The 26,511-nt window shown below is 72.0% G+C and carries 21 protein-coding genes; 7 read left to right on the forward strand and 14 right to left on the reverse strand.

Going from position 1 to position 26,511, the window contains the following annotated elements:
* The first annotated feature begins 3 nt into the window (after positions 1–3).
* Entirely contained in the window at positions 4–2,880 is a 2,877-nt protein-coding gene (locus D7I47_RS13435; protein ID WP_120763526.1) for a helix-turn-helix transcriptional regulator, read from the forward strand.
* Positions 2,881–2,897: 17 nt separating this feature from the next.
* Here D7I47_RS13435 and D7I47_RS13440 read toward each other — a convergent pair whose 3' ends face one another.
* The 6 genes from D7I47_RS13440 to dut form a co-directional block, all read right to left on the reverse strand.
* The gene (locus D7I47_RS13440) at positions 2,898–4,388 is read right to left on the reverse strand and encodes a DHA2 family efflux MFS transporter permease subunit (protein WP_227000685.1); all 1,491 of its coding nucleotides are present in this window, start codon (positions 4,386–4,388) and stop codon (positions 2,898–2,900) included.
* A 111-nt stretch (positions 4,389–4,499) separates the two neighbouring features.
* Positions 4,500–6,443, reverse strand: a complete 1,944-nt coding sequence (gene dxs, locus D7I47_RS13445; RefSeq protein ID WP_120763528.1) for a 1-deoxy-D-xylulose-5-phosphate synthase — start codon at positions 6,441–6,443, stop codon at positions 4,500–4,502.
* A gap of 22 nt (positions 6,444–6,465) precedes the next feature.
* Positions 6,466–9,300 carry an aconitate hydratase AcnA gene (gene acnA, locus D7I47_RS13450; RefSeq protein ID WP_120763529.1) on the reverse strand — a complete coding sequence of 945 codons (2,835 nt, stop codon included), beginning with the start codon at positions 9,298–9,300 and terminating at the stop codon, positions 6,466–6,468.
* A 138-nt stretch (positions 9,301–9,438) separates the two neighbouring features.
* Positions 9,439–10,197 carry a DUF3159 domain-containing protein gene (locus D7I47_RS13455; RefSeq protein WP_120763530.1) on the reverse strand — a complete coding sequence of 253 codons (759 nt, stop codon included), beginning with the start codon at positions 10,195–10,197 and terminating at the stop codon, positions 9,439–9,441.
* Positions 10,197–10,814 (reverse strand): DUF3710 domain-containing protein, encoded by a 618-nt coding sequence (locus D7I47_RS13460; RefSeq protein ID WP_120763531.1) that lies wholly within the window; start codon positions 10,812–10,814, stop codon positions 10,197–10,199. The genes D7I47_RS13455 and D7I47_RS13460 overlap by 1 nt, the downstream gene beginning before the upstream one ends.
* Complete coding sequence (gene dut / locus D7I47_RS13465) at positions 10,811–11,281, reverse strand: dUTP diphosphatase (protein WP_120763532.1); 471 nt, start codon at positions 11,279–11,281, stop codon at positions 10,811–10,813. The genes D7I47_RS13460 and dut overlap by 4 nt, the downstream gene beginning before the upstream one ends.
* Positions 11,282–11,296: 15 nt before the next feature.
* Here dut and D7I47_RS13470 point away from each other — a divergent pair, with 15 nt between their 5' ends.
* Positions 11,297–11,740 (forward strand): DUF3093 domain-containing protein, encoded by a 444-nt coding sequence (locus tag D7I47_RS13470; RefSeq protein WP_120763990.1) that lies wholly within the window; start codon positions 11,297–11,299, stop codon positions 11,738–11,740.
* Here the strand turns inward: D7I47_RS13470 and D7I47_RS13475 are convergent, their stop codons facing one another.
* The gene (locus D7I47_RS13475) at positions 11,741–12,031 is read right to left on the reverse strand and encodes a DUF4193 domain-containing protein (protein WP_120763533.1); all 291 of its coding nucleotides are present in this window, start codon (positions 12,029–12,031) and stop codon (positions 11,741–11,743) included.
* 207 nt (positions 12,032–12,238) lie between these two features.
* Between D7I47_RS13475 and sepH the strand changes: the two genes are divergently transcribed.
* Positions 12,239–13,267 (forward strand): septation protein SepH, encoded by a 1,029-nt coding sequence (gene sepH / locus D7I47_RS13480; protein WP_120763534.1) that lies wholly within the window; start codon positions 12,239–12,241, stop codon positions 13,265–13,267.
* Here the strand turns inward: sepH and D7I47_RS13485 are convergent.
* Positions 13,264–14,352: an alkaline phosphatase family protein gene (locus D7I47_RS13485; RefSeq protein ID WP_227000689.1), complete on the reverse strand. Its 1,089-nt coding sequence runs from the start codon at positions 14,350–14,352 to the stop codon at positions 13,264–13,266. The two genes, sepH and D7I47_RS13485, sit on opposite strands and share 4 nt — an antisense overlap.
* Positions 14,353–14,391: 39 nt before the next feature.
* Between D7I47_RS13485 and D7I47_RS13490 the strand changes: the two genes are divergently transcribed.
* On the forward strand, positions 14,392–16,857 hold the full coding sequence (locus D7I47_RS13490; protein WP_120763536.1) for a DNA gyrase/topoisomerase IV subunit A: 2,466 nt from the start codon (positions 14,392–14,394) through the stop codon (positions 16,855–16,857).
* A gap of 83 nt (positions 16,858–16,940) precedes the next feature.
* Here the strand turns inward: D7I47_RS13490 and D7I47_RS13495 are convergent, their stop codons facing one another.
* Both D7I47_RS13495 and D7I47_RS13500 read right to left on the reverse strand, forming a co-directional pair.
* On the reverse strand, positions 16,941–19,013 hold the full coding sequence (locus D7I47_RS13495) for a DNA gyrase/topoisomerase IV subunit B (protein WP_120763537.1): 2,073 nt from the start codon (positions 19,011–19,013) through the stop codon (positions 16,941–16,943).
* 61 nt (positions 19,014–19,074) lie between these two features.
* Positions 19,075–19,761 (reverse strand): CAP domain-containing protein, encoded by a 687-nt coding sequence (locus D7I47_RS13500; protein ID WP_120763538.1) that lies wholly within the window; start codon positions 19,759–19,761, stop codon positions 19,075–19,077.
* A 151-nt stretch (positions 19,762–19,912) separates the two neighbouring features.
* Between D7I47_RS13500 and D7I47_RS13505 the strand changes: the two genes are divergently transcribed.
* From D7I47_RS13505 to D7I47_RS13515, 3 genes are all read left to right on the forward strand, one after another.
* Entirely contained in the window at positions 19,913–20,140 is a 228-nt protein-coding gene (locus D7I47_RS13505; protein WP_120763539.1) for a DUF7455 domain-containing protein, read from the forward strand.
* 91 nt (positions 20,141–20,231) lie between these two features.
* Positions 20,232–20,834, forward strand: a complete 603-nt coding sequence (locus D7I47_RS13510; protein ID WP_227000691.1) for an alanine racemase — start codon at positions 20,232–20,234, stop codon at positions 20,832–20,834.
* On the forward strand, positions 20,831–21,889 hold the full coding sequence (locus tag D7I47_RS13515) for an alanine racemase (RefSeq protein ID WP_120763540.1): 1,059 nt from the start codon (positions 20,831–20,833) through the stop codon (positions 21,887–21,889). The genes D7I47_RS13510 and D7I47_RS13515 overlap by 4 nt, the downstream gene beginning before the upstream one ends.
* On the opposite strand, the gene D7I47_RS13520 is transcribed toward D7I47_RS13515, so the two are convergent.
* The 4 genes from D7I47_RS13520 to D7I47_RS13535 form a co-directional block, all read right to left on the reverse strand.
* Entirely contained in the window at positions 21,886–22,602 is a 717-nt protein-coding gene (locus D7I47_RS13520; RefSeq protein ID WP_120763541.1) for a coenzyme F420-0:L-glutamate ligase, read from the reverse strand. The two genes, D7I47_RS13515 and D7I47_RS13520, sit on opposite strands and share 4 nt — an antisense overlap.
* Positions 22,603–22,607: 5 nt before the next feature.
* Complete coding sequence (locus D7I47_RS13525) at positions 22,608–24,077, reverse strand: RNA polymerase sigma factor (protein WP_120763542.1); 1,470 nt, start codon at positions 24,075–24,077, stop codon at positions 22,608–22,610.
* 131 nt (positions 24,078–24,208) lie between these two features.
* Positions 24,209–25,549 (reverse strand): MFS transporter, encoded by a 1,341-nt coding sequence (locus D7I47_RS13530; RefSeq protein ID WP_120763543.1) that lies wholly within the window; start codon positions 25,547–25,549, stop codon positions 24,209–24,211.
* Between the two features lie 17 nt (positions 25,550–25,566).
* The gene (locus D7I47_RS13535; protein WP_120763544.1) at positions 25,567–26,481 is read right to left on the reverse strand and encodes a proteasome assembly chaperone family protein; all 915 of its coding nucleotides are present in this window, start codon (positions 26,479–26,481) and stop codon (positions 25,567–25,569) included.
* Positions 26,482–26,511 lie beyond the last annotated feature (30 nt).

Below are 26,511 nucleotides of genomic sequence, written 5' to 3' on the forward strand. Positions count from 1 at the left end.
GGGATGCGTGGCGCACCCTCCTCCCCCCTGATCGGTCGTGAGGCCGAGCTCGGGCAGCTGCGCGCGGCCTTCGCCGAGGCAGCCGGCGGCGACGCCCGCATCGTCGTGGTGGGCGGCGAGGCCGGCATCGGCAAGTCGCGTCTGCTCGAGGAGTTCCTGGGCTCGCTCGACGCCGAGGTGGTGGTGACGCGCGGCCAGTGCGTCGAGTTCGGCGCCGTCGGACTGCCCTACGCGCCGCTCACGGGCGTCTTCCGCGACCTGGTGAGCACCTTCGGCGAGGACGCGGTCTTCGCGGCCGCCGCGGGTGGCGCCGAGGTGCTGCGCTCGCTCGTCGAGGTGCGCATCCCCGACGAGCGCGACGAACGGCTCGGCATCGCCCGGCTCGACGAGGCCGTCACGACCGTCTTCGAACGGCTCTCGGCGGACCGCGCCGTCGTGGTCGCCATCGAGGACCTGCACTGGGCCGACGCCGCGACCCTCGACGTGCTCCGCTTCCTCGCCCGGATGCAGCGCAGCGGCCGGGTGCTGCTGCTGCTCAGCTACCGCAGCGACGACGTCGCCCGCGGCCACCCGCTGCGCGGGCTCCTCGCCGAGCTCGAGCGCAACCGCCGGGCCACGCGCATCCTGCTCGAACGGCTCGACGCGACCGAGGTGCGCGCCCAGGCCGCGGGCATCCTCGGCACGGCCCCGACCCTCGAGCAGGCCCGCGCCCTGTTCGAACGCAGCGAAGGGGTGCCGTTCTTCGTCGAGGAGCTGCTGAGCTGCGGTCTCGACGGCACGACGGGCGCCGTCCCCTCGACCCTGCGTGAGCTGCTGCTCGCCCGCTACGAGACGCTCTCCGCCGGATCGCGACGGCTCATGCGGACGCTCGCGGCGGGGGGCGGACACGTGCCGCACGAGGTGCTCGCGGGCGTCGCCGAGCTCGACACGGAGCCGCTCGAGGAGGCGCTGCGCAGCGCGATCGAAGCCGGCGTGGCGGTCGTCTCCGGACGCGGCTACGACTTCCGCCACGCGCTCGTCCGCGAGGCGGTCGCCGCGGAGCTGCTGCCCGGCGAGGCGGCCCGCGTGCACGCGCGGTACGCGACCGCGCTCGAGGCGCATCCGGTCGATCCGGCCCGGCGCGCGGCACGGGCCGTGCTCGTGTCCGCCCATTGGCTCGAGGCGCACGAGCTCGAGAGCGCCTTCCGCACCGCGCTCGAGGGCATGTGGCTGAGCCGCGCGGCGTACGCGCACGCGAGCGCCGCGCAACTCGGGGAGCGCGCCCTCTCCCTGTGGGATCGCGTCGCCGACCCCGAGGGCACCGCCGGACTCGGTCAGGTGGCGCTGCTCGAAATCGTCGCGCGCGCCTGGCGCAGTGCCGGCGAGGCGCCGCGCGGGCTCGCCACGATCGAGCAGGCGCTCGCGCAGGTCGACCCGGGAGACGCCGTGCAGCGGGCCCGCCTGCTGCGCACCCGCGGCCTCATGATCGACGCGGAGGGGCGCATCGAGGCGCTCCTCATGTTCGAGGAGGCGCTCACCCTGCTCTCGGACGACGACGACCCGTTGCTGCGCGCCGGCATCCTCTCGGAGGCGGCCAGCAAGTACATGGTCTCGGGCCGCAGCGAGCAGGCGATCGGGGCATCCACCCGCGCGCTCGAACTCGCCCCGGCCGACGCGGGACGCATCCGCTCGGTCGCCGCGAACGTGCGTGCCGGCACCCTCGCGCATCTCGGTCGGCTCGACGAGGCCGACGAGGACTACGCGCTCGCCCTCCGCGAGGCCGGCGACGATCGCGACGCCCTGCTGCGCTATCACGTCAACTACTCCGACACCCTCCACCTGCTCGGGCGCTTCCGGGAGTCGATCGCGGTCGCGACCGAGGGCATCCGCATCGCCGAGGATGCCGGCGTCGCCCGCACCTCGGGCGCCATCCTCGCCGTCAACACCGTCGACCCGCTCTTCTCGATCGGCGAATGGGATCGGGCGGACGTGCTCATCGCCGACGCGCTCGACCTCGAACCGCCCGCCGTGTTCCGCACCTACCTGCGGCGGGCCCGCATCCGTTCCGTGCTGTGGCGCGGCGAGCCGGATGAGGCACGGGCGCTGTTCGAGCTCTGGCAGGGCAGCATGACGCAGCTGGCCGAGTTCGAGGACCAGGTCTCGGCGGGGCTCGCGCTCGACATCGCCGAGGTGCAGCTCGCCCTCGGCCGGCTCGACGACGCGTGGGAGTGGGCGGGGCGGCTCGTCGAGCGCCCCCGACTCGGCTCACCGCCGTGGGAGCTGCCCGTCGCCCCCGTCGTCGCGCGCATCATCGCCCGTCGTCGGGATGCCGCCGCCGACCCGACGCTGCACGGCGAGCAGGTACGCGCCCTCGAGGCGGTGCTCGAGCGCGACGACTGGCCCACCCGTCCGCTCTGGCGCGCGTTCGCCGCCGCCGAGCTGGGCGGACCGAGCGGCGCGGGCGACGACGTGGGGCTGTGGCAGCACGCCCTCGACGAGTCCCGGGCGGAGACGACCTCGGTGCTGACCCGGCTCCAACTCGCCTATGGCCTCGCCCGCGCCCAGCTGCGCACGGGCGACCGCGAGGCCGCCACCGCGACCCTCGGCGCGCTCCGCGACGACGCCGACCGGCTCGGCGCGACGCTCGTCGTACGCTGGGCCGACGAGCTGCTGCACGATGCCGGACTCGGCGGGCACCCGGTCGGCGAGGCGCGCGACGAGCTCACGGCGCGCGAGCTGCAGGTGCTCGAGCTCATCGCCGAGGGGCTCAGCAACGGGCAGATCGCCGAGCGGCTCTACATCAGCCGCAAGACCGTGTCGGTGCACGTCTCGGCGATCCTGCGCAAGCTCGGCGCCTCCTCGCGCACCGAGGCCGCCCGGCTGCACCTGTCGCGCAGCTGAGCGGCCCCGGTCGCGACTCAGTGGTGCGCGACCGCCTCGAGCTCGGCGTCGCTCAGCTCGGGCTGCACGGGCTTGCGCACGAAGAAGGCCGCGACGATGGCGAGCGGGGAGAGCAGCGCGCCGCCGAGGAAGGCCCAGTGCACGCCCGCGATCAGCTCCTCGGGCGTCGCCGCCTCCGGCGTCGAGGCTCCCGCGGCCGAGGTGCCGATCGCGAGCAGGGCGATGAAGGCCGCCGTTCCTGCGGCACCCGCCACCTGCTGGACGGTGCCGATCGTGGCGGAGCCGTGCGAGTACAGGTGCGGCGGCAGCGCGCTCGTCGCCGTCGTGAAGATCGGGGTGAACAGCAGCCCGAGACCGAGGCTCAGCACGATGTGCGTCACGAGGACGAACCAGACCTGGGTGTGCGCGTCGAAGAAGGTCATCGCCCAGATCGCCGCACTCATGACGATCGACCCCGGGATGACGAGCGGCGCCGGCCCCAGGCGATCGTAGACGCGCCCGACGAAGGGCCCCATGAGACCCATCAGCAGGCCGCCGGGCAGCAGGGTGAGCCCGATGACGAGCGTGTCGATGGCGAGTCCGCGCTCGAGGTAGATCGGCAGCAGGATCACGACGCCGAACAGCACCGCCATGAGGATGACGAAGAACAGGATCGAGACGGTAAAGCTGCGCGACCGGAAGGTGCGCAGGTCGAGCAGCGCCGCATCCCGCCGCTGCAGGCGCAGCTGGCGCAGGATGAACAGCGCGAGCGCGACGCCGCCGATCACGAGCGGGATCCACGACGGCATCATCGCCTTGCCCTCCGCCGCGAGTCCGAGGTTGCTGAGGCCGAACACGACCCCGCTGAAGCCGAACGCCGAGAGCACGACCGACAGCACGTCGAGCGGCACCTTCCGAGGCTCCGAGACGTTGGGCACGCGCGCGATGCCGATGCCGAGCATCACGAGCGCGATCGGCAGCATGACCCAGAACAGCCCGCGCCAGGCGCTGAACTGCAGGATGAGCCCGGACACCGCGGGGCCGATGGCCGGCGCCACCGACATCACGATCGAGATGCGGCCCATGATGCGCCCGCGGTCGGACAGCGGCACGAGGGTCAGCACGGTCGTCATGAGCAGCGGCATCATGATGCCGGTGCCCATCGCCTGCACGACCCGGCCGGCGACGAGCGGGCCGAACCCGGGCGCCGTCGCGGCGATGAGCGTGCCGAGCGAGAACAACGACATGGCGGTGATGAACACGGGGCGCGTGTTGAGCCGCTCGAGCAGGAACCCCGTCACCGGGATCACGACCGCGAGGGTGAGCGCGAAGGCCGTCGTGAGCCACTGGCCCTGGCTCGGGGTGATGCGCAGGTCTTCCATAATCTCGGGCACCGCGACGCTCATGGTGGTCTCGTTGAGGAAGACCACGAACACGGCGGCCAGCAGCAGCACGATCGCGACACGGTTCCGGCGCGCCACGGCGGGGTCGGGAGCGCCGGCGGTGTTCTGCAGGGCGTTGTCGGTCACGGTGCCTCCGGTGGGGGTGGTGGTGGGCGTTCTGCGCCCGGGAACGTACGGTATGTGTACGGCGTCAACATTACAGCGCACCACCGACATCGGGTGGCCGCACGGAGGGGGCTAACGGCCGCGTTCGGCGTCGTATTCCCGCGCGGGCTCATCCGGCAGCGGGCGCGCCACCGGGATGCGGGTGCCGAGCACCTGCGAGACGATGTCGCGCGCGATGTGCCGGTCGGTGAGTCCGGCCTCCTCGAGCACCTGGTCGCGGCTCGCGTGCTCGAGGAACTCGTCGGGCAGCCCGAGCTCGTCCACGGCGGTGTCGACGCCCGCCGCCCGCAAGTCCTGACGGATGCGGGTGCCCACGCCGCCCACGCGGATGCCGTCCTCGATCGAGACGACGAGCCGGTGCTCGCGGGCGAGCTCGATGACGCTGCCGGGTACGGGGATCACCCAGCGCGGGTCGATCACGGTCGCCCCGATCCCCTGGTCCGCGAGCCGGTCGGCGACGCGCATCGCGAGGTCGGCCATCGGTCCGACCGCCACGAGCAGCACATCGCGGTGCGCGGCCTCCCGCAGCACGTCGACACCGTCGTCGGTGCGACGCACGGCGTCGAACTCGTTGCCCACCGAGCCCTTCGAGAAGCGCACGACGGTCGGTCCGTCGTCGACCTGCACGGCCTCCGCGAGCTCCTCGCGGAGCCGTGTCGCGTCGCGCGGCGCCGCGATCCGGATGCCGGGCACGACCTGCAGGATCGCCAGATCCCACATGCCGTGGTGGCTCGGGCCGTCGGGACCCGTGACCCCCGCCCGGTCGAGCACGAAGGTGACGCCCGCGCGGTGCAGGGCGACGTCCATGAGCACCTGGTCGAAGGCGCGGTTGACGAAGGTCGCGTACATCGCGACGACGGGGTGCAGACCGCCGAAGGCGAGCCCCGCGGCGCTCGTCGCCGCGTGCTGCTCGGCGATGCCGACGTCGAACACCCGGTCGGGGAAGCGCTCCGCGAACTTGTGGAGCCCCGTCGGGCGCAGCATCGCGGCCGTGATCCCGACGAGCCGGGGGTCGCGCGCGGCGAGCTCGACGATCTCGTCGGCGAACACCGAGGTCCAGGAGGGCTTGCTGGGGTGCTCGAGCGGGTCGCCCGTCTCCGGGTCGATCTGCCCGACCGCGTGGAACTGGTCGGCCACGTCGGCGAGGGCGGGCTCGTATCCCCTGCCCTTCTGCGTGATGACGTGCACGATGACGGGCGCGTCGTAGGCCTTCGCCTGCCGCAGCGCCTCCTCGAGCGAGCCGAGGTCGTGGCCGTCGACGGGGCCGAGGTACTTGATGTCGAGGTTGGAGTAGAGCGCCTCGTTGTTGGAGAAGCGCGAGAGGAAGCCGTGGATGGCGCCCCGCGTGCCGCGGTAGACGGCCTGACCCGGCCTGCCGAGCCGGTCGAAGAAGCGCCGGCTCGAGAAGTACAGCGAGCGGTAGGCGCGCCGCGTGCGCACGGTGTTGAGGAAGCGCGCCATGCCGCCGATCGTCGGGGCGTAGGACCGTCCGTTGTCGTTGACGATCATCACGAGCCGGCGCGAGTTGTCGTCGGAGATGTTGTTGAGCGCCTCCCACGTCATCCCGCCCGTGAGCGCGCCGTCGCCGACCATCGCGACGACGTAGCGGTCGCCCTGGCCGGTCATCGCGAAGGCGCGCGAGATGCCGTCGGCCCAGCTCAGCGAGCTCGAGGCGTGCGAGCTCTCGACGATGTCGTGCTCGGACTCGGAACGCTGCGGGTAGCCCGCGAGCCCGCCGCGCTCGCGCAGCCGGCTGAAGTCCTGACGCCCCGTGAGCAGCTTGTGCACGTAGCTCTGGTGGCCGGTGTCGAAGACGATCGCGTCGTGCGGCGAGTCGAACACCCGGTGCATCGCGAGCGTGAGCTCGACGACGCCGAGGTTCGGCCCGAGGTGACCCCCGGTCTTCGCCACCTCGCGCACGAGGAACTCGCGCATCTCCACCGCGAGCTGCTCGAGCTCCTCACGGCTCAGCCGATCGAGGTCGCGCGGACCGTGGATCGTCTCGAGCAGGCTCATGGATTCGAGCCTACGCCCGCGATCAAACGAGCGACCTCAACACGTACTGGAGGATTCCGCCGTTGCGGTAGTAGTCGGCCTCACCGGGGGTGTCGATGCGCACGACCGCGTCGAACTCGACGGTCTGCTTGCCCTCGGGCGAGAACTCGCTCGGCGAGGCGACGACGCGCACGGTCTTCGGCGTGACGCCCTCGTTGAGCTGCTCGAGACCCGTGATCGAGACGATCTCGGTGCCGTCGAGGCCGAGGGACTTCCACGACTCGCCCGCCGGGAACTGCAGCGGCACGACGCCCATGCCGATGAGGTTCGAGCGGTGGATGCGCTCGAAGCTCTCGGTGATGACGGCCTTGACGCCGAGCAGCGAGGTTCCCTTGGCCGCCCAGTCGCGCGAGGAGCCCGATCCGTACTCCTTGCCGCCGAAGACGACGAGCGGGGTGCCCTGCGCGGCGTAGTTCTCGCACGCGTCGTAGATGTACGACTGCGGTCCGCCCTCGAGCGTGAAGTCGCGCGTGTAGCCGCCCTCGACGATCTGTCCGTCGTTGACGGCCGAGACGAGCTCGTTCTTGAGACGGATGTTCGCGAAGGTGCCGCGGATCATCACCTCGTGGTTGCCGCGGCGCGAGCCGTAGGAGTTGAAGTCCTTGCGCTCGACGCCGTGCTCCTCGAGGTACTGGGCCGCCGGGGTGCCTGCCTTGATGTTGCCGGCCGGGCTGATGTGGTCGGTCGTGACCGAGTCGCCGAGGGTCGCCATGACGCGGGCCCCGTGGATGTCGGCGACCGGGGTGAGCTCCATCGACATGCCCTCGAAGTACGGCGCCTTGCGCACGTAGGTCGAGTCGGCATCCCACTCGAAGATGGGCCCCTCCGGGGTGGGCAGGCTCGTCCAGCGCTCGTCGCCGTCGAAGACCGTCGCGTACTGCTTGATGAACTGCTCGCGCGAGATCGACGAGTCGATGATCTGCTGCACCTCGGCCGGGTCGGGCCAGATGTCCTTCAGGAAGACGTCGTCGCCGTTCTGATCCTTGCCGAGCGCATCCGTCTCGAAGTCGAAGTGCATCGAACCGGCGAGCGCGTACGCGACCACGAGCGGCGGCGAGGCGAGGTAGTTCATCTTGACGTCGGGGCTGATGCGACCCTCGAAGTTGCGGTTGCCGGAGAGCACCGCGGTGACGGCGAGGTCGTTCTCGTTGATGGCCGTCGAGACCTCCTCGATGAGCGGACCCGAGTTGCCGATGCAGATGGTGCAGCCGTAGCCGACCGTGTAGAAGTCGAGGCCCTCGAGCGCCTTGTCGAGTCCGGACTTCTCGTAGTAGTCGGTGACGACCTTCGAGCCCGGGCCGAGCGTGGTCTTGACCCACGGCTTGCGCTTCAGGCCCTTGTCGACGGCCTTCTTGGCGAGCAGGCCGGCCGCGATCATGACCGAGGGGTTGGAGGTGTTGGTGCAGGAGGTGATGGCCGCGAGGGTGACCGCACCGTTGTCGAGCAGGTAGCTCGCGCCCTCGGGGGTCGTGACCTTGACGGGCTTCGAGGCGTTCGCCGGGGCGCCGCTCGAGATGTGCACCTCGCGCGTCTCGGTCTCCTCGTCGCCGGGCACGGCGCCCGGGTCGGATGCCGGGAAGGAGTGCTTCGACTCGAGGTCGACGATGTCGTGCGTGGTGGACGCCGTCGCGTAGTTCAGGATGTCCTTCTCGAACTGGTTCTTCGCCTCCGAGAGCAGGATGCGGTCCTGCGGGCGCTTGGGCCCGGCGATCGAGGGCACCACGGTGCCGAGGTCGAGCTCCATGTACTCCGAGTAGGCGGGCTCGTGGGCCGCGTCGTGCCACAGGTGCTGGAGCTTGGCGTAGGCCTCGACGAGGGCGACGGTCTGCTCGTCGCGCCCGGTGAGGCGCAGGTAGTCGAGCGTGACGTCGTCGATCGGGAAGATGGCGGCGGTCGAGCCGAACTCGGGGCTCATGTTGCCGATGGTCGCGCGGTTGGCGAGCGGCACGGAGGCGACGCCGGCACCGTAGAACTCGACGAACTTGCCGACCACGCCGTGCCGGCGCAGCATGTCGGTGATCGTGAGCACGACATCCGTCGCGGTGACGCCCGCGGGGATCTCGCCGGTGAGCTTGAAGCCGACGACGCGCGGGATGAGCATCGAGACGGGCTGGCCGAGCATCGCGGCCTCGGCCTCGATTCCGCCGACGCCCCAGCCGAGCACGCCGAGGCCGTTGACCATCGTGGTGTGCGAGTCGGTGCCGACGCAGGTGTCGGGGTAGGCCTGGAGGACGCCGCCGTTGACGCGGTCGTAGATGACCTTGGCGAGGTGCTCGATGTTGACCTGGTGGACGATGCCGGTGCCCGGGGGGACGACCTTGAAGTCCTGGAAGGCCGTCTGGCCCCAGCGCAGGAACTGGTAGCGCTCGCCGTTGCGCTCGTACTCGATCTCGACGTTGCGCTCGAGGGCGTTCTCGGTGCCGAAGAGGTCGGCGATGACGGAGTGGTCGATGACCATCTCGGCGGGCGAGAGCGGGTTGATCTTGTCGGGGTTCCCACCGAGGGCGGTGACGGCCTCGCGCATCGTGGCGAGGTCGACGATGCAGGGCACACCGGTGAAGTCCTGCATGACGACGCGCGCGGGCGTGAACTGGATCTCGGTGTCGGGCTCGGCGTCCGGGTCCCACGAGCCGAGGGCCTCGATCTGCGCCTTCGTGACGTTGGCGCCGTCCTCGGTGCGCAGCAGGTTCTCGAGCAGCACCTTGAGGCTGAAGGGCAGCTTCTCGTAGCCGGGGACGGTGTCGATCCGGAAGATCTCGTAGTCCGTCCCGCCGACGTTCAGGGTGTCCTGGGCGGAAAAGCTGTTGATGCTCGACACTGTCGTCTCCTCTGGCGTGCGTCCGGATGCCCGTGCTCAGCCATCCTGACGGCCGACACGGGCGCAGTTCCAGCAAGGCAAGCCTAAGCCTGTCCGCCCCGGCGCACCCGAGTCGATTTATCTTGACATCAAGATATCTTACGCCGTCTCGGACGGTTCCGCGCCACGCCGGATCGACCAGGCGCTGCGGATGAGCAGCCAGGTCACCCAGAGCAGGATCGCGTAGGGCGGCACACCGAGCAGGAGTTTCATGGTCGCGAGGGCCGCCGCGTCGTCGGCGAGGTAGAGCGGCAGCTCGACGGCGAGCCGGATCGCGGGCAGGATCGCCCACAGGATCGTGGCGATGACGGCGACGCGGACCTTCGCCGCATCCGCACGCCACGCGGTGTCGCCCGTGAGCAGGCCCACCATGACGCCGATGAAGGGCCGCCGCACGGCGAGGCTCACGAGCATCACGACGACGAGCACGACGTTGATGACGAGCCCGAGCAGGAAGTTGTCCGCCGCCCGACCGCTCCACAGGGCGAGCAGCGCCGAGATGCCGATGCCGACCGCGCCCACGATCGCCGACATGACCTGCTGCCGCGCCACGAGACGGGCCACGATGAACACCACGGCGAGCACGAGCGGGGCGAGCACCGAGGGCAGCAGCTGCCGGGTGAGGGTGTAGACGACGAGGAAGATCGTCGGCGGCAGGATCGACTCCACGAGCCCGCGCACCCCGCCGATCGCCGCGAGCAGCGCGCCCGCCGTGGGGGCCTCGCCCGGCGCGACCCGGCCGAGCGCCGAGCGGCGCGCGGCGGCGGCGAAGGCATCCGAGAACGACGGGGCCTCGGCCCCGTCCGTCCGCTCCTCGGGCGACTCCCTGGGCGTCGGGTCGGCGTCCCGCGTCGGCATCAGATCGTGGCGCCGGTGCCCGGCGCCTGCACGCTCGCGGGCACGTGCAGCGCGATGAGGTCGCGCGGCGGCATCGGGGTCGAGCCGCGCACCACGACGATGCTGCGGAACAGGTCCTCGATCTTGGCCGCCGCCTCCGGGTCGACCGCGGCCTTGCCGCTGATGACGCCGCGCAGGAACCAGCGCGGGCCGTCGACGCCGACGAAGCGCGCGATCCGCACGCCCGGCGCGTTGCCCTCGGGCACGGGGAGCTCGGCGCGCAGCTCGGGGCCGAACGGGCCGTCGACGAGCTGGGTGGTGCCGCCCTGGCGGGCGATCTGCTCCACGATCTGCGCGCGGATCTCGTGCCACAGCCCGCTCGTGCGCGGCGCCGCGAACGGCTGCACCTGCAGGGTGGACTCGGCGTAGTCGAGGGCGACCGCGACGACGCGCTTGCTGCCCTCCTCGATCTCGAGCCGCAGCGCGAGCTCGGGGCGCGGCAGGATCTTCACCCCGCCGAGGTCGACGTACGGACGCACCGAGTTCGCCTCGGCGACGTCGAGCGGGCCGGCCGTCTCACGATCGGCGGGACCGGACTTGGGGTGCTCGACGGGCACGTCCTCGGGAGCGTCGGTCATGAGGTTCCTCCTCGGGTCGAGTAGCCCGTCGAGCCGAAGCCGCCCTCGCCGCGGTCGGAACCGGGCAGCCGCTCGACGGGGATGAAGCGGGCGCGGCTCACGGGCATGACGATGAGCTGCGCGATCCGGTCGCCCGCACCGATCGTGTAGCTCTCGCGCGCGTCCGTGTTGAGCAGGGTCACGCGGATCTCGCCGCGGTACCCGGCGTCGACGGTGCCGGGGCTGTTCACGATCGTGATGCCGTGCTTCGCGGCGAGGCCGCTGCGGGGCACGACGAACGCGACGTAGCCGTCGGGGAGCGCGATCGCGGCACCCGTGCCGACCGTCGCGCGCTCGCCGGGGGCGAGCACGACGTCGTCGGTGGAGACGAGGTCGGCGCCGGCATCCCCCGGGTGCGCGTAGGCGGGCGGGATGTCGCCGCGGAACAGCACCTCGACGGTCTCGGTCACCCCACGACGATAGTCCATGGTCGAATGGTGTCGATGACCTCGACGAACCCCGTCTTCCGCGAGCGGCTGTGGCCCTCGCCGTGGATCTTCCTCGCGACCGCGCTCGTGATCCCGGCGAGCCTGCTCGTCTTCCTGCCCATCTCCCCCGTGGCGGGCGCGCTCGTCGCGGCGGGGCTCTACGGGGCGATCGTCGTCGTGCTGCTCGTCACGACGCCGACCGTCGAGGTGTCGGACGGCGAGCTGCGCGCGGGGCGCGCACGCCTGCCGCTCTCGGTCGTCGCGGCGGTGCGGGCCGCGCACGGTGCGGATGCCGTCGCCGAGCGCGGCGTGGGGCTGCACGCCGACGCCTGGCTGCTCATCCGGGGGTGGATCCCCGACGTCGTGCGGGTCGAACTCGACGACCCGCAGGACCCGACGCCCTACTGGCTCATCTCGTCGAGGCGTGCCGACGCGCTCGCGGAGGCGCTCAGCGCCTGATCAGGCGGCGCACTCGATGCAGATCGGCCCGAGGTCGGTCTTGTGGTCGAACTGCGACTGGTGCTTGACGAGGAAGCAGTTGACGCAGGTGAACTCGTCCTCCTGCGGGGGGAGCACGACGACGTCGAGGTCGAGGTCCGAGAGGTCGGACCCTCCGAGCTCGAATCCCGGGTTGTCGGCGTCATCGACGTCGACCACACCCGACAGCTTGTCGGGCACACGCTCCTGGAGGGCCTGGATCGACTCGGTGTCGTCGTCGGTCTTCCGCGGGGCGTCGTAGTCGGTAGCCATTCCCATCCATCTCTAGTTCGGCGCGTGCTGGTGAAGCGGCGTCAGTCTGCATCATCGGATGCGGAAGCGCAAACCCTCCCAGGCGGCTCCCAGAAACCCTCGGAACCGCTGCCGGTGCAACTCGCGGCACGCCCGCGATATTCCCGGGGATCGGGGGGCCGACGTGTCAGCATTGCGCTGAATCGTGACGGCTGGAGGTCGTTCAGCATGCAAGAGCTCAAGGTCATCGGAGTCGAGAACGGCTCGCTCCTGGTCGCCTCGGAGGACGGGGCCGAATACCGGGTCGCCGTCGACGAGACGCTTCAGTCCCGTCTGCGCGCCTCGACGCCCGACTCCGGCCCGACGCGCCGCCTCGCGCCGCGCGAGATCCAGGCCCAGATCCGCGCCGGCATGACCGCGGAGGACGTGGCCCGGGTGACGGGCGCCTCGCTCGAGTACATCCGCCGCTTCGAGGGCCCCGTGCTCGCCGAACGCGAGTACGTCGTCGAGTCGGCCCTCAACGTGCCCGTGCACATGGCGGTCGAGACCGACCCGCTCGCGTCCGGCGCGACGTTCGGCTCCGTCATCCGCGAACGCCTCTCGGACGCGGGCGCCACGGGCGAGCGCTGGTCGAGCTGGAAGGAGCAGGGCGGCGGCTGGATCGTGAAGCTCACCTTCTCCGCGGCCGACATCGACCGGGACGCCCGCTGGGGCTTCGACCCCAAGAAGCAGTCGCTCACCCCCATCAACCAGGAGGCCGTGACGCTCTCCCAGCAGGGCGAGCTGCCGCAGAGCCTCATCCCGCGCCTGCGCGCCGTGCCGCTCGACGAGCGCGACGACGCCCGCTTCGACTCGGGCGCCTTCGCGGTCGACGACGAGGGCGACAGCACGATCATCACCTCGGTCGAGTTCACCCAGATCGAGTTCGGCGCCCGCCCCGCCCCCGCCGAGGAGCCCGTGGGCACCCACCACACCGCCGACCTGCTGGAGGCGCTGCGCCGTCGGCGCGGGGAGCGCGAACCGCTCGACCTCGACGAGGCCGAGCAGGGCCTCGCGAGCCACCCGAGCACGGGGGTCGTGAAGCTCGTCGACGTGCCGCTCGACACCTTCGACGTGCCGCCCGTGCCCATGACGCAGCCGACAGCCAAGGCCTCCGGCTCCTCGGGCGCCACCGGCCCGCTCGGCAAGCGCCGCGGTCGCGCCTCGATGCCCAGCTGGGACGAGATCGTCTTCGGCGCCCGCACCGACGAGGACTAGCCGGCGGCGTACGCCCCGAACCGCAGGAGCGGCACCGCCGTCTCGGCGGGCGTGAGCGAGCCGTGCTGCCCGACCATGCGACGGCCCGTGTCGTCCGGGTCGGCGTAGTAGGCGTGGTCGCCGCGCGCCGCGACGAGCACCTGCCCGATGCGCGGCTCCACCTCCGGGTCGACCGCGCCGAACCAGCCGGCCGCCAGCGCCTCCGCCCGGGTGCCCACCCAGGCGCGCCTGCCCTCGTGTGCGCGCCAGCGCGCCGCGAGTTCCTCGGGATCGGCACCCGGCTCGAGGTGCAGCTGCAGGCAGCGCGGCTCCCCCGCGACGTGCCTCACGCCCTCGAGCAGCGCGGGCGGCACGAGCCGCTGCGCGTGCGGGGGCACGTCGACCATGCCGTGGTCGGCCGTCACGACGAGCCCGTCGCGCGACCCGAGCAGCCGGATCGCACCCGCGAGCTCGGCATCGAGCGCCTCGAGCGCCGCGACCCACTCCCCCGAGGCGACGCCGTGCGCGTGCCCCGCGACGTCGAGGTCGGCGACGTAGTAGTAGACGAGGGCCCGACCGGGCGCCGCGAGCACCTCCCGCAGCCGCTCGCGACGCGAGGCGGCATCCGTGGCGGCGAGGAACTCCGCCCCGCGCAGCATGGCGAGCGTGAGCGGCGAGTGGCGGTAGCGCGCGTGGGTGATCGCGGGCGTGCGGATGCCGTCCGCCGCGGCGCGCTCGAAGACGGTCGGCATCCGCTGCCAGCGGGCGGGGTCGAGCCCCTCCCACCCCGAGAGCTGGTTGATCACGCGGTCGGTCGCGGGATCCAGCACCCGGTAGCCGACGAGTCCGTGACGGCCGGCCGGTTCGCCCGTGGTCAGGCTCGTGAGGGCCGCGACCGTCGTCGTCGGGAAACCGGAGCCGATCGCCGCGTCGGCGGGCAACCGTGCCGCGAGGGTGCGCGCGTGCCCCGCGTGCTCGGCGAGCTGAGCGTGCCCGAGGCCGTCGACCACCACGACGACGGCCTTCTCGACCGGCGGGAGCCCGATCCGGGACCGCCGCCCGGCGAGCGTCTCGAGGCAATTCGGCATGACATCGGCAAGGCTCACCCTGTGGGTTTTCGCCGCCGGTAGCATGGCGTCGATCTTATGACTCCGCCCGAAAACCCCTCATCCAGTCCTGTCGGCACCGGCGAGCGCATCGAGGATGTCGACGTCTCGACCGAGATGCAGGGCTCCTTCCTCGAGTACGCCTACTCCGTCATCTACGCGCGCGCCCTCCCCGACGCGCGCGACGGACTCAAGCCCGTGCAGCGCCGCATCCTCTTCCAGATGAACGAGATGGGGCTGCGCCCGGACCGCGGCCACGTGAAGTCGGCGCGCGTCGTGGGCGACGTCATGGGGCGCCTGCACCCGCACGGCGACACCGCCATCTACGACGCCCTCGTGCGTCTCGCGCAGGACTTCACGATGCGCGTGCCGCTCGTCGACGGGCACGGCAACTTCGGCTCGCTCGACGACGGCCCCGCCGCCCCCCGCTACACGGAGGCGCGGATGCAGGCCGCCGCGCTCGCGCTCGTCGAGTCGCTCGGCGAGGACGTCGTCGACTTCGTCCCGAACTACGACAACCAGCTCACCCAGCCCGAGGTGCTGCCGGCCGCCTTCCCCAACCTGCTCGTCAACGGTGCGAGCGGCATCGCCGTCGGCATGGCCACCAACATGGCCCCGCACAACCTCATCGAGGTGGCGGGGGCCGCGCGGCACCTGCTCGAGAACCCCGAGGCGACCCTCGAGGAGCTCATGGCCTACGTGCCGGGCCCCGACCTGCCCACGGGCGGCACGATCGTCGGCCTCGACGGCATCCGCGACGCCTACGCGAACGGGCGCGGCAGCTTCAAGACGCGCGCCAAGGTCTCGATCGAGCAGCTCTCGGCCCGCCGCACCGGCCTCGTCGTGACCGAGCTGCCGTACCTCGTCGGGCCCGAGAAGGTCATCGAGAAGATCAAGGACGGGGTGAACGCCAAGAAGATCACGGGCATCGCCGACGTCACCGACCTCACCGACCGCAAGAACGGGCTGCGGCTCGTCATCGGCATCAAGACCGGGTTCTCCCCGGAGGCGGTGCTCGAGCAGCTCTACCGGCTCACCCCGCTCGAGGACGGCTTCTCGATCAACAACGTCGCCCTCGTCGAGGGGCGTCCGCAGACCCTCGGTCTGCGCGAGCTGCTGCGCGTCTACCTCGACCACCGCATCCAGGTCGTCACCCGGCGCTCGCGCTACCGCCTCGCCCGGCGCCAGGAGCGCCTGCACCTCGTCGAGGGCCTGCTCATCGCGATCCTCGACATCGACGAGGTCATCCAGGTCATCCGCGGCAGCGACGACACGGCGCAGGCGCGCACCCGGCTCATGGAGGTCTTCGACCTCTCGCAGCTGCAGGCCGACTACATCCTCGAGCTGCAGCTGCGCCGCCTCACCCGTTTCAGCCGCATCGAGCTCGAGACCGAACGCGACAGGCTGCGCGCCGAGATCGCCGAGCTGGAGGCGCTGCTCGCCGACCCGGCACGCATCCGCGCGACCGTCGGCGAGGAGCTCGACGAGGTGGCCGAGCGTTTCGGCACGCCGCGCCGCACCCTGCTGACCGAGGCCGGCGCGAACGTCGCGGCCACGGCATCCGCCCGCAAGGCGGCCGCCGGCGTGTCGCTCGAGATCGCCGACTCCCCCACCCTCGTCGTGCTCTCGACGACCGGCCGCGCGGTGCGCATCGACCTGCCCGAGGGCGTCGACGGACCGGCGCCCGCGACCCGGCGCGCGAAGCACGACGCGATCCTCTCCACGGTGCGCGGCACGACCCGCGGCGAGCTCGGCGCCGTCACCTCGCGCGGGCGGCTCATCCGCTTCACCCCCGTCGACCTGCCCTCGGTGCCCGCGAACTCGGTGCAGCTCGCGGCGGGCGCCCGCATCGGCGACTACCTCGGCATCGCCGACAAGAAGGAGCGCGTGCTCGGCCTCGTCTCGCTCGCCTCCGAGGAGCCCATCGCGCTCGGCACGCGCCAGGGCGTCGTCAAGCGCGTCGCGGCGGGCGGCTACCCGAACCGCCCCGACTTCGAGGTCATCGCGCTCAAGCCCGGCGACGAGGTGGTCGGGGTCGCGCAGGGCACGGATGCCGACGAGCTCGTGTTCGTGGCGTCGGACTCCCAGCTGCTGCACTTCGCAGCCGCGCAGGTGCGGCCGCAGGGCGTCGCGGCGGGCGGCATGGCGGGCATCAACCTCTCGGCGAAGGCCGCCGTGCTGTTCTTCGGTGCCGTCGACCCGGCGGATGCCGTGGTCGTCACGATCTCGACCCCCGCCGAGACCCTCGCGGGTGCGGATGCCGGGCGCGGCAAGGTCTCGCACTTCGCCGAGTTCCCGGGCAAGGGCCGTGCGACCGGCGGCGTGCGCGCGCACGCGTTCCTCAAGGGCGAGGCATCGCTCGCCCTCGCCTGGGTCGGCCCGGCTCCCGCCCTCGCTGTCTCGTCCGACGGCGCCGCCCGAACCCTCCCGGAGGCAGGCGCCAAGCGCGACGCCTCCGGCACCCCGCTCGACGCGGTCGTCGCCTCCGTCGGCCGCGCCCTCTGACCCCCTGTCAAACGCTGTAGCGCCTCACCTCGCGCGGCGGTGATCGGCGGCGCCCGAAGACAAGCGCTACAGCGTTTGACAGATCACACGTCGACGCGGGAGCGGTCGAGGCCCTGCCCGGCGATGATGAACTCCTTGCGCGGCGCGACGTCGTTGCCCATGAGCAGCTCGAAGACGCGGTTCGCGGCATCCGCGTCCTCGACGCGCACGCGACGCAGGGTGCGGTGGGACCGGCTCATCGTGGTCTCGGCGAGCTGGTCGGCATCCATCTCCCCGAGACCCTTGTAGCGCTGGATCGGGTCCTGGTAGCTCTTGCCCGCCTTCTTGAGCGAGGCGAGCACGCCCTGCAGCTCCTGCTCCGAGTAGGTGTAGAGGATGTCGTTGGGCTTGGAACCGGGGTTCACCACGACGACGCGGTGCAGCGGGGGGACGGCCGCGAACACCCGGCCGTCCTCGATCATGGGCCGCATGTAGCGGAAGAACAGCGTGAGCAGCAGGGTGCGGATGTGGGCGCCGTCGACGTCGGCGTCGCTCATGATGATGACCTTGCCGTAGCGCGCCGCCTCGAGGTCGAAGCTGCGGCCGGAGCCCGCGCCGATCACCTGGATGATGGAGGCGCACTCGGCGTTCCCGAGCATGTCGGCGACCGACGCCTTCTGCACGTTGAGGATCTTGCCGCGGATCGGCAGCAGCGCCTGGTGCTCGGAGTCGCGGGCGAGCTTGGCGGTGCCGAGGGCCGAGTCGCCCTCGACGATGAACAGCTCGGTGTCGGCGACCTCGTTCGAGCGGCAGTCGACGAGCTTGGCGGGCAGCGAGGAGCTCTCGAGCGCGTTCTTCCGGCGCTGCGTCTCCTTGTGGGCGCGCGCCGAGATGCGCGACTTCATCTCGGCGACGACCTTGTCGAGCACGAGCGCCGACTGTGTCTTGTCGTCGCGCTTGGTGCTCGCGAAGCGCTCCTGGAGCCCCCGACCGACGACGCTCGCGACGATGGCGCGGATGGCGGGGGTGCCGAGCACCTCCTTCGTCTGCCCCTCGAACTGCGGCTCGGGGATGCGCACCGTGAGCACCGCGGTGAGGCCCGCGAGCACGTCGTCCTTCTCGAGCTTGTCGCTGCCCGCCTTCAGCCGGCGGGCGTTCTTCTCGACCTCGGCGCGCAGGAACTTCAGCAGCCCCTGCTCGAAGCCGAGCTGATGGGTGCCGCCCTTCGGGGTGGCGATGATGTTGACGAAGCTGCGCATGACCGTGTCGTAGCCGGTGCCCCAGCGCAGGGCCAGGTCGACCTCGCACTGCCGCGTGAGCTCGGTCGGCACCATGTGGCCGTTCTCCTGGAGCACGGGCACCGTCTCGGTGTAGCCGCCGAAGCCCTGGATGCGCCAGGTGTCGGTGACCCCGGCATCCGGGGCGAGGTGGTCGACGAACTCGGAGATGCCGCCGTCGAAGCGGAAGCTCTCGACCTGGGGCTGCTCGCCGCGGTCGTCGCGGATCTCGAGGCCGAGGCCGGGCACCAGGAACGCCGTCTGCCGGGCGCGGCCGAAGAGCTCCTCGGTCTGGAACCCGGCACCCTTCGTGAAGATCTGGCGGTCGGCCCAGTACCGGATGCGGGTGCCCGTGACGCCCTTCGCGACCTTGCCCACGACGCGCAGCTCGCTGCCCGAGACGAAGGGCGTGAAGGGGGCGTCGGGGGTCGGCGCGCCGGCGTCCGCGAACACGCCCGGCTCCCCGCGGTGGAACGACATCGCCCAGGTCTTGCCGTCGCGGTCGACCTCGACGTCGAGCCGCTCGGAGAGCGCGTTCACGACGGAGGCGCCGACGCCGTGCAGGCCGCCGGAGGCCGCGTACGAGCCGCCGCCGAACTTCCCGCCCGCGTGCAGCTTCGTGAACACGACCTCGACGCCCGAGAGTCCCGTCTTCGGTTCGATGTCGACGGGGATGCCGCGGGCCCGGTCGCGCACCTCGACCGATTCGTCGGCGTGCAGGATGACCTCGATGCGGTCGCCGAAGCCGCCGAGCGCCTCGTCGACGGAGTTGTCGATGATCTCCCACAGGCAGTGCATGAGGCCACGCGAATCGGTCGTGCCGATGTACATGCCGGGACGCTTGCGCACCGCCTCCAGCCCCTCGAGCACGGAGAGATGGCGGGCGCTGTAGTCGGTCACCGCTCGAGCCTAACCGCGGCCCCCGTCGCCCCCCGGCAGGCGCACCCGGGTGCCGCGGGGCTCAGCCCGCGAACTTCTGCACCCAGTAGCGCGTGCCGTCCGCGGCATCCGCGGAGCACGCCCCCATCTGCGTGTAGGTGCCGTTGAGGATGTTGGCGCGGTGGCCGCTCGAGTTCATCCAGCCGTCGACGACCGAGGAGGCGCTCCGGTAGCCGGCCGCGATGTTCTCGGCCCACGCGCGGGCGCCTGGCGGGCGGACGTTGTTGTGGACGAGGCCGACGCCTCCGGCCATCTGGGCGGCCCAGTCGCACGCCATCTGCACGAGCGTGGAGCTCGACGACAGCGGCCCGACGCCGTTCTCGGCGCGGCGGGCGTTCGTGAGGCTCAGCACGTCGGAGGAGCCGACGGCGGACGACCCGCCGCCGCCCGAGCCCCCGGATCCGCCCGAGCGCGTGCGCGTGGATCGCACCGGCGCCGGCGGGATGTAGTAGCTCGCCGCGACCGCGGGACCGCTCGGGGCGGCCTTGGGGGCGAGCGGCTCGGCCGCGGGCAGCGGGGTCGCGGGGGCGGGGTCGACGGGGTCGACGACGGGCTCCCGATCCGCGCGCGTGGTGTGCGAGGCGTCGGCCATCGCGGCCGCTCCGCCGACCGCCCCGACGGCGAGCAGCAGCACCACGACGGCCGCCGCGAGCACGCCGAGACGCCCGGCAGGCCACCAGGCGACCACGGATCCCCCCGAATCCCCCATGCCAGCACGATAGGCCCCTCGCGTGCGGGGCGCCAGGCCCCCCATCCGGGTACGCCAGGGGCGAAATGCCCTCCGTCCAGCCGGAATCTTCAGGCTCGCCGTGCTTTCATGGAGCAACGCACCACACCGAACCCGAGGGAAGGAGCAGGACATGTCCCAGATCGCGAGCGAAGGCACGGTCGAGCTGGAGCGTCCCGCGCTCACCGCCTTCGACCGGTGCGACATGTGCGGCGCCCAGGCCTACGTGCGGGTGACCCTCAGCACCGGCGAGCTGCTCTTCTGCGCCCACCACGGTGCCGAGTACAAGCCGAAGCTCATCGAGACCGCGCTCGAGTGGCACGACGAGTCCGACCGGCTCCGGGAGCCGGTCGCTGGCTGAGACCCACCCGGTCGCGGCCCCCGGGCTGCACCGCCGCGCACTCGTCGACCTCGACGCGCTGGCCGCCAACCTCGCCGGGGTCGATGACGCGTTGCTGGATGCGCGCGCCGACGCCTACGGGCATTCGCTCGCGCTCGTCGGCCCGGTCGCCCGCGAGCTCGGCTTCACGGGCGTCGTGGTGAGCGACGACGCGGATGCCGCCCGAGCCCGTGCTCTCGGCTTCCGCGACATCGTGGCCGGCCGCTCCCCCGTGGCCGAGTCGCTGACCGGACCCGAGGTGTACGGTCTCGCGCCAGGGGCCCGCCCGGTGCTGACCCTCGAGGGCGAGATCGTCGCCGTCAAGCGCGTCGGTGCCGGCGCCGGCGTCTCCTACGGCTACACCCACCGCACCGAGCGGCCGACGACGCTCGCGCTCGTCGGGCTCGGCTACGCCGACGGCGTGCCGCGACTCGCCTCCAACCGTGCCGAGGTGCTCGTCGCGGAGGGTCGGCGCCCGCTCGTGGGGCGGATCGCGATGGACCAGTTCGTGGCCTCGTGCGGCGACGACACGCCCGTGCTCGGCGCGCACGCCGTGCTGTTCGGCGACCCGGCCCACGGGGCGCCGAGCGCCCTCGAGTGGGCCGCCTGGACCGAACGCGACCCGCTCGCGCTGACCGCGGGGCTCGGCCACCGCATCCGCCGGGAGGCGCGATGACGGCACGGCTCACGATCCACCTCGACGCGATCCGCCACAACGTGGCGACGCTCGCCGCGATCGCGGCTCCCTCGCGCACCCTGTTCGCCGTCAAGGCGGGCGCCTACGGTCTGGGGATGGTGCCGGTCGCCCGCGCGGGACTCGCCGCGGGTGCCGAGTGGCTCGGCACGCTCGAGGTGCCGGCCGCCCTCGAGCTGCGGGAGGCGGGCATCCGTGCGCCCCTGTTCGCCTGGCTGCACGGCGAGCACACCGACTTCCGCGCGGCGATCGAGGCCGAGGTCGACCTCGGCGTCTCCTCCCAGGCCGAGTTGCGGCGGGTCGCCGCGGCGCGCGCCGCGCTGCCCGCCCGCGTGCACCTCAAGGTCGACACGGGGCTGCACCGCAACGGAGCGAACCCCGCCGACTGGCCGGGGCTCGTGGCCGAGGCGCTCGAGCTGGTCGATGCGGGGGCGCTGCGGATCGTGGGGCTGTGGTCGCACCTGGCCGACGCGTCGCCCGAGGCGGACGCGGCGGCGCTCGCCGAGTTCCACGCGGCCGTCGCGGTCGCCGGGGCGCTCGGCGTGCCGCTCGAGGGGCCCGACCGCCCGCTGCTGCACCTCGCGGCGAGCTCCGCCGGCATCCGCGAGCCCGAGGCACGGCTCGACCTCGTGCGCTTCGGCATCGCCGCCTACGGCGTCTCCCCCTTCGACGACGTCGACGGCCCGGGCCTCGGCATGCGCGGCACCCTGAGCCTGCACGCGGCCGTCATCGAGGCGCGCGACGGCATCGCGGTGCTCGACGTGGGCTCGGCGGACGGCGTCCCGCCGTCGGTGCTCGGCCCGAGCGGCCTCGGCGCCGAGGTGCTGCTCGGCGGATCGCGCGCCCGCGTCCTCGCCGTCGGCATCGACACGCTCACGGTCGAGGCGGACGCGGCGCCCGGCGACGCGGCGATCGTCTACGGCCCGGGCGAGCTCGGCGAGCCGACCGTCGAGGACTGGGCCGCCTGGTCCGCCTCGATCGGCGACGAGATCCTGGCCCGCGCCTCGACGCGCCTGCCGCGCGAGTACCTGGACTAGCCGAGGCGGCGGATGATGCCGAGCGGCGTGGCCTCGTGGCCCTGCCCGCTCGGGTTGTCCTTGAGCACCCGCACCGCGAGCTTCTCCTGCTCGGGGTTCACGGTGGAGCCGAGGATGTTGCCGCCCAGGTCGTTGATGTCCACGAGCAGCACCTCGACGTCCTTGCCCTTGCCGGCCAGGAACTCCTTGATGCGCGCGCACACCGCGTACGGTTCGGCGGCCGTCAGCACGACCATCTCGTCGAACGGCGGGATCGTCGGGTAGCCGGGGCCGTCGATGCCGCGCGCCTTCTTGCCCGCGACGCGGTAGAAGTCGCCCGTGCGACCGAACAGCTTCGAGACCACCGACACGGCGGCGGCCACCAGGATGCGGACGGTGCCGACCTCGCGGATCGCCATCTCCATCGTCTCGGGGATGCCGAGCCCGACCCCCCACGGGGTCTTGATGACGTGCTTCGAGAGCCGCACCGCGAGGGGGCGCGCCTTCACCTCGGCGACCGGGTAGGCACGGCCCTGGGTGGCGGCGACCATCTTCTCGGTCATGAAGAACCAGTCGCCGTCCTGCAGCCGCTCGAGGCCGTACTGCTCGACGACGGGTTCGAGCGCCTCACCCGGCAGCACCACGTGGGTCTTGATCGGGTAGCGCTCGTAGACGACGCCGTCGACCTCGTACTCGCGCGGGCGGTTGCGCTCCTCGTAGGGGCGGTGCTCCATCCGGCTTACTCCAGGTAGTCGCGCAGCGACTGCGACCGCGAAGGGTGACGCAGCTTCGCCATGGTCTTCGACTCGATCTGGCGGATGCGCTCGCGCGTGACGCCGAAGGTGTCGCCGATCTGGTCGAGGGTCTTGGGCATGCCGTCGCCGAGGCCGAAGCGCATCCGGATGACGCCCGCCTCCCGCTCGCTGAGCGAGTCGAGCAGGCTCTCGAGCTGCTTCTGCAGCATCGTGAAGCCCACGGCGTCCGCCGGCACGACCGCCTCGGTGTCCTCGATGAGGTCGCCGAACTCGCTGTCGCCGTCCTCGCCGAGCGGGGTGTGCAGCGAGATCGGCTCGCGGCCGTATTTCTGCACCTCGATGACCTTCTCGGGGGTCATGTCGAGCTCGCGGCTGAGCTCCTCGGGCGTGGGCTCGCGGCCCAGGTCCTGCAGCATCTGACGCTGCACGCGGGCGAGCTTGTTGATGACCTCGACCATGTGCACGGGGATGCGGATGGTGCGGGCCTGGTCGGCCATGGCACGCGTGATCGCCTGACGGATCCACCATGTCGCGTAGGTCGAGAACTTGAAGCCCTTGGTGTAGTCGAACTTCTCGACGGCACGGATGAGGCCGAGGTTGCCCTCCTGGATGAGGTCCAGGAACTGCATGCCGCGGCCCGTGTAGCGCTTCGCGAGCGAGACGACGAGACGCAGGTTGGCGCCGAGCAGGTGGCTCTTGGCGCGCTGGCCGTCGCGGGCGACCCAGCTGAGCTCGCGGCCGAGCTGGCTGCGCTTCTCGGAGTCGGACATCGCCGAGAGCTTCTCCTCGGCGAAGAGGCCCGCCTCGATGCGCATCGCGAGCTCGACCTCCTGCTCCGCGTTGAGGAGGGCGACCTTGCCGATCTGCTTGAGGTAGTCCTTGACCGGGTCGGCGGTCGCGCCGGTGATGGCGGCCGAGTACACGGGGACCTCGTCCTCGTCGTCCGCCATCGACAGGCGCAGCGCACCGGTCGGGAGCGGCTCGTCGGTGCCGGTCGACTCCGTCTCGTCGTCCTCGTCGTCGTCCTCGGACGCCTCGGCGTCGCCGTTCTCCTCGTCGTCCTTGCCCTCGGTCGACTCGGCCGCGGCGCCCTCGCCGTCCTCCGACTCCTCGTCGTCCTCCTCGAGGGCGACGGGCTCGTCCTCGTCGAGCTCGGTCTCGAGCTCGTCGGTCTCGGTGTCGGGCGCGGCCTTGCCCTTGGGGGCGGCCTTCGCCGGCGCCTTGGCGGCCGGGGCCTTCGCGGCGGTGGTCTTGGCTGCGGTGGTCTTGGCAGCCGTCGCCTTCGCGGGCGCGGGCGCCTTGGTGGCGGCCGTCTTCGCGGCCGGAGCCTTGGCGGCGGTCGTCTTGGCGGCCGTCGTCTTCGCCGGCGCGGCGGCGGTCTTCGGGGCTGTCTTCTTCGGGGTGGCGCTGTCGTCCTTGACAGCGTCCTTCGCGGACGTCGAGGGGGTGGCCATGCTGACCCCTTTCGCGGGTGGGAGGTGCGTCTGGGCAGTACGTAGACCCGTGTCAAGTCCCCCGTGGGCTCACACGCCACCTGACGGTGGGCGGGCACACGATCCGGGGATTCGACCGGGTCTTCGGTTGTCTATTGTCGCACACCCGGAGGGCGCCTCCGGCCGCGCGCACTGAGGAGTACAACCCACAGGGGGGCGATCTGTATTCCCTCCTCCTCGTACAGCCGCCGGCGGGTGTGGCGGCGTTTCGCGAGCAGACCGACGGTTCCGATCACGGCGATGAGGTAGCTCGCGAAGAAGGCGATGCGGAAGCCGTCGAGCCCGTAGAGCTCGGAGGGCGCGCCGCCCGCCACCCGCACCTCGTCGACGACGTCGAGCACGACTCCCACGAGCAGCATCGCCACGAAGCCGCCGACGAATCCGCCCGAGTTCGCGACCCCGGTGGCCGAGCCGTGCGCGTGGTGCGGGTTCGAGCTGCGGGCGACGTCGAGGCCGATGAGCGAGGCCGGTCCGCAGACCCCCACGGCGAGGAACAGGGCGGCCACGAGCCACAGCGGCGGCACGGGCTGCCACAGCAGCGTCGCCGTCCAGACCGCGATCGCGCCCCACGCGATGACGAGCACGAGGTCGCTGCGCCGCCGGGGGAACCGCGCCACGAGCAGGCCCACGATGGGCCCCGAGACGAGGGTGCCGACGACCATCATCGAGAACACCCCGGATGCCGTGGCCGGGTCGTAGCCGAGCCCCGCCGTGAGGAAGGGGTAGCCCCACATGATGCCGAGCATGGTCGGCACGGTGCCGCCGAGCAGGTGCGCCCAGAATCCGAGCTGCGTGCCGGGGCGTGCGAGGCTCGCCCGCAGTCCCGTCTCGAGCGGGTCGATCGTGCGCAGCTCGCCGGTCGTGAGGTTCGGGGCGCCGCGGCGCACGAGCGCGGCCGCGAGCACGGCGGCGCCGACCGAGGCGGCGCCCGCCGCGAGGAACGCGGGCGTCCAGCCCTGCACGTGCAGCAGCAGGGCGAAGGGGAAGATCGAGACGATCTGCCCGAGCTGCCCGGCCATCCCGACCCATTGCGACAGCTGCGGCAGGATGCGCCCCTCGAACCAGCCGGGCAGCAGGCGGATGACGCTCACGAAGGTCGCGGCGTCGCCCATCCCCACCAGCACCCGCGCGAGCAGCGCGAGCCAGATCCCGCCCGAGATCGACAGCAGCGCCTGTCCGGCCGCCATCGCGACGGCGCCGCAGACGATGAGCAGGGGCGCGCCCACGCGATCCGCGAGCACCCCCACCGGGATCTGCAGCACCGCGTAGACGACGATCTGCACGACCGCGACGACCGAGATGGTGGCGGCGTTGACCGCGAAGCGGTCGGTGGCCTCGACGCCCGCGACGCCGAACGTCGTGCGCTGCATGACGGCGATGAGGTACGCGAACGTCGCGCCGCCGAAGACGAGCCACGACCGTGCGGAGTTCACCCGGTCAGGCTACGCGGCTACGCGCGCGGATCGTCGCGACGCGAGGCGAGGAAGCGCTCGAGCTCGGCCGCGATGGTGTCGGCGCTCGGCAGCTCGCCGTCCTCGTCGACGAGCGGCGACGGCAGCGGGTTCTCCTCCATGTAGCTGTCGTGGCGCTCCTCGAGGGTCGCCACGAGCCGCTCGAGCTCGGCGTTGCCCGCCACCTGGTCCTCGACCTTCTGGATGAACTCGCGCCCCTGCTCGCGCAGTTCGTCGGTCGGGAAGATGAGGCCCGTCGCCGCGCTGATGCTCTCGAGTGCGGTGACCGCCGCGAGCGGGAACTCGGTGTCGGCGAGGTAGTGCGGCACGAGCAGCACGAAGCCGGCGGTCGCGTGCCCCGTCTCCTGCAGGCGGTACTCGACGAGGTGCAGGGCGTTGCCGGGCACCTGCGTGCGCGGGCGCCAGACGGAGTAGGTGTCGGTGAGCTCGGTGCGGTTGCCGCTCACCGTGACGCCGAGGGGGCGGGTGTGCGGCGTCGGCATCGGGATGGCGTGGATCCAGGTCGTGTCGACCACCTGGAAGCGCTCGACGAGGTCGAGGATCGCCTGCGTGAACGCCTCCCACCGGAAGTCGGGCTCGTAGCCGGTCAGCAGCAGGAACGGCCGGTGCAGCTCGTCGTGGGCGAGCGAGAGCGCGAGGCGGGCGGGCTGGTAGTCGGAGAGGTGGTCCTCGTCGAAGAACAGCACGGGGCGGCGTGCCCGGTAGTCGAGCAGCAGGTCGTTGTCGAAGACGACGAGCTCGCGGTCGACGGCCGAGTCGCGCAGCAGTTCGGTGACCTGCGCGACGGCGGATCCGGCATCCGTGAAGCCCGTGAGCCCGGCGACGAGGTGCAGCCCGGCCGGGACGTCCGAGACGTCGCCTACCAGCGTGTACAGCTCGCCCGGATCCTGCATGCCTTCGAGTGTAGGAGCAGCCCTCCCGAC

Source organism: Protaetiibacter intestinalis (assembly GCF_003627075.1).
Lineage (GTDB): Bacteria > Actinomycetota > Actinomycetes > Actinomycetales > Microbacteriaceae > Homoserinibacter > Homoserinibacter intestinalis.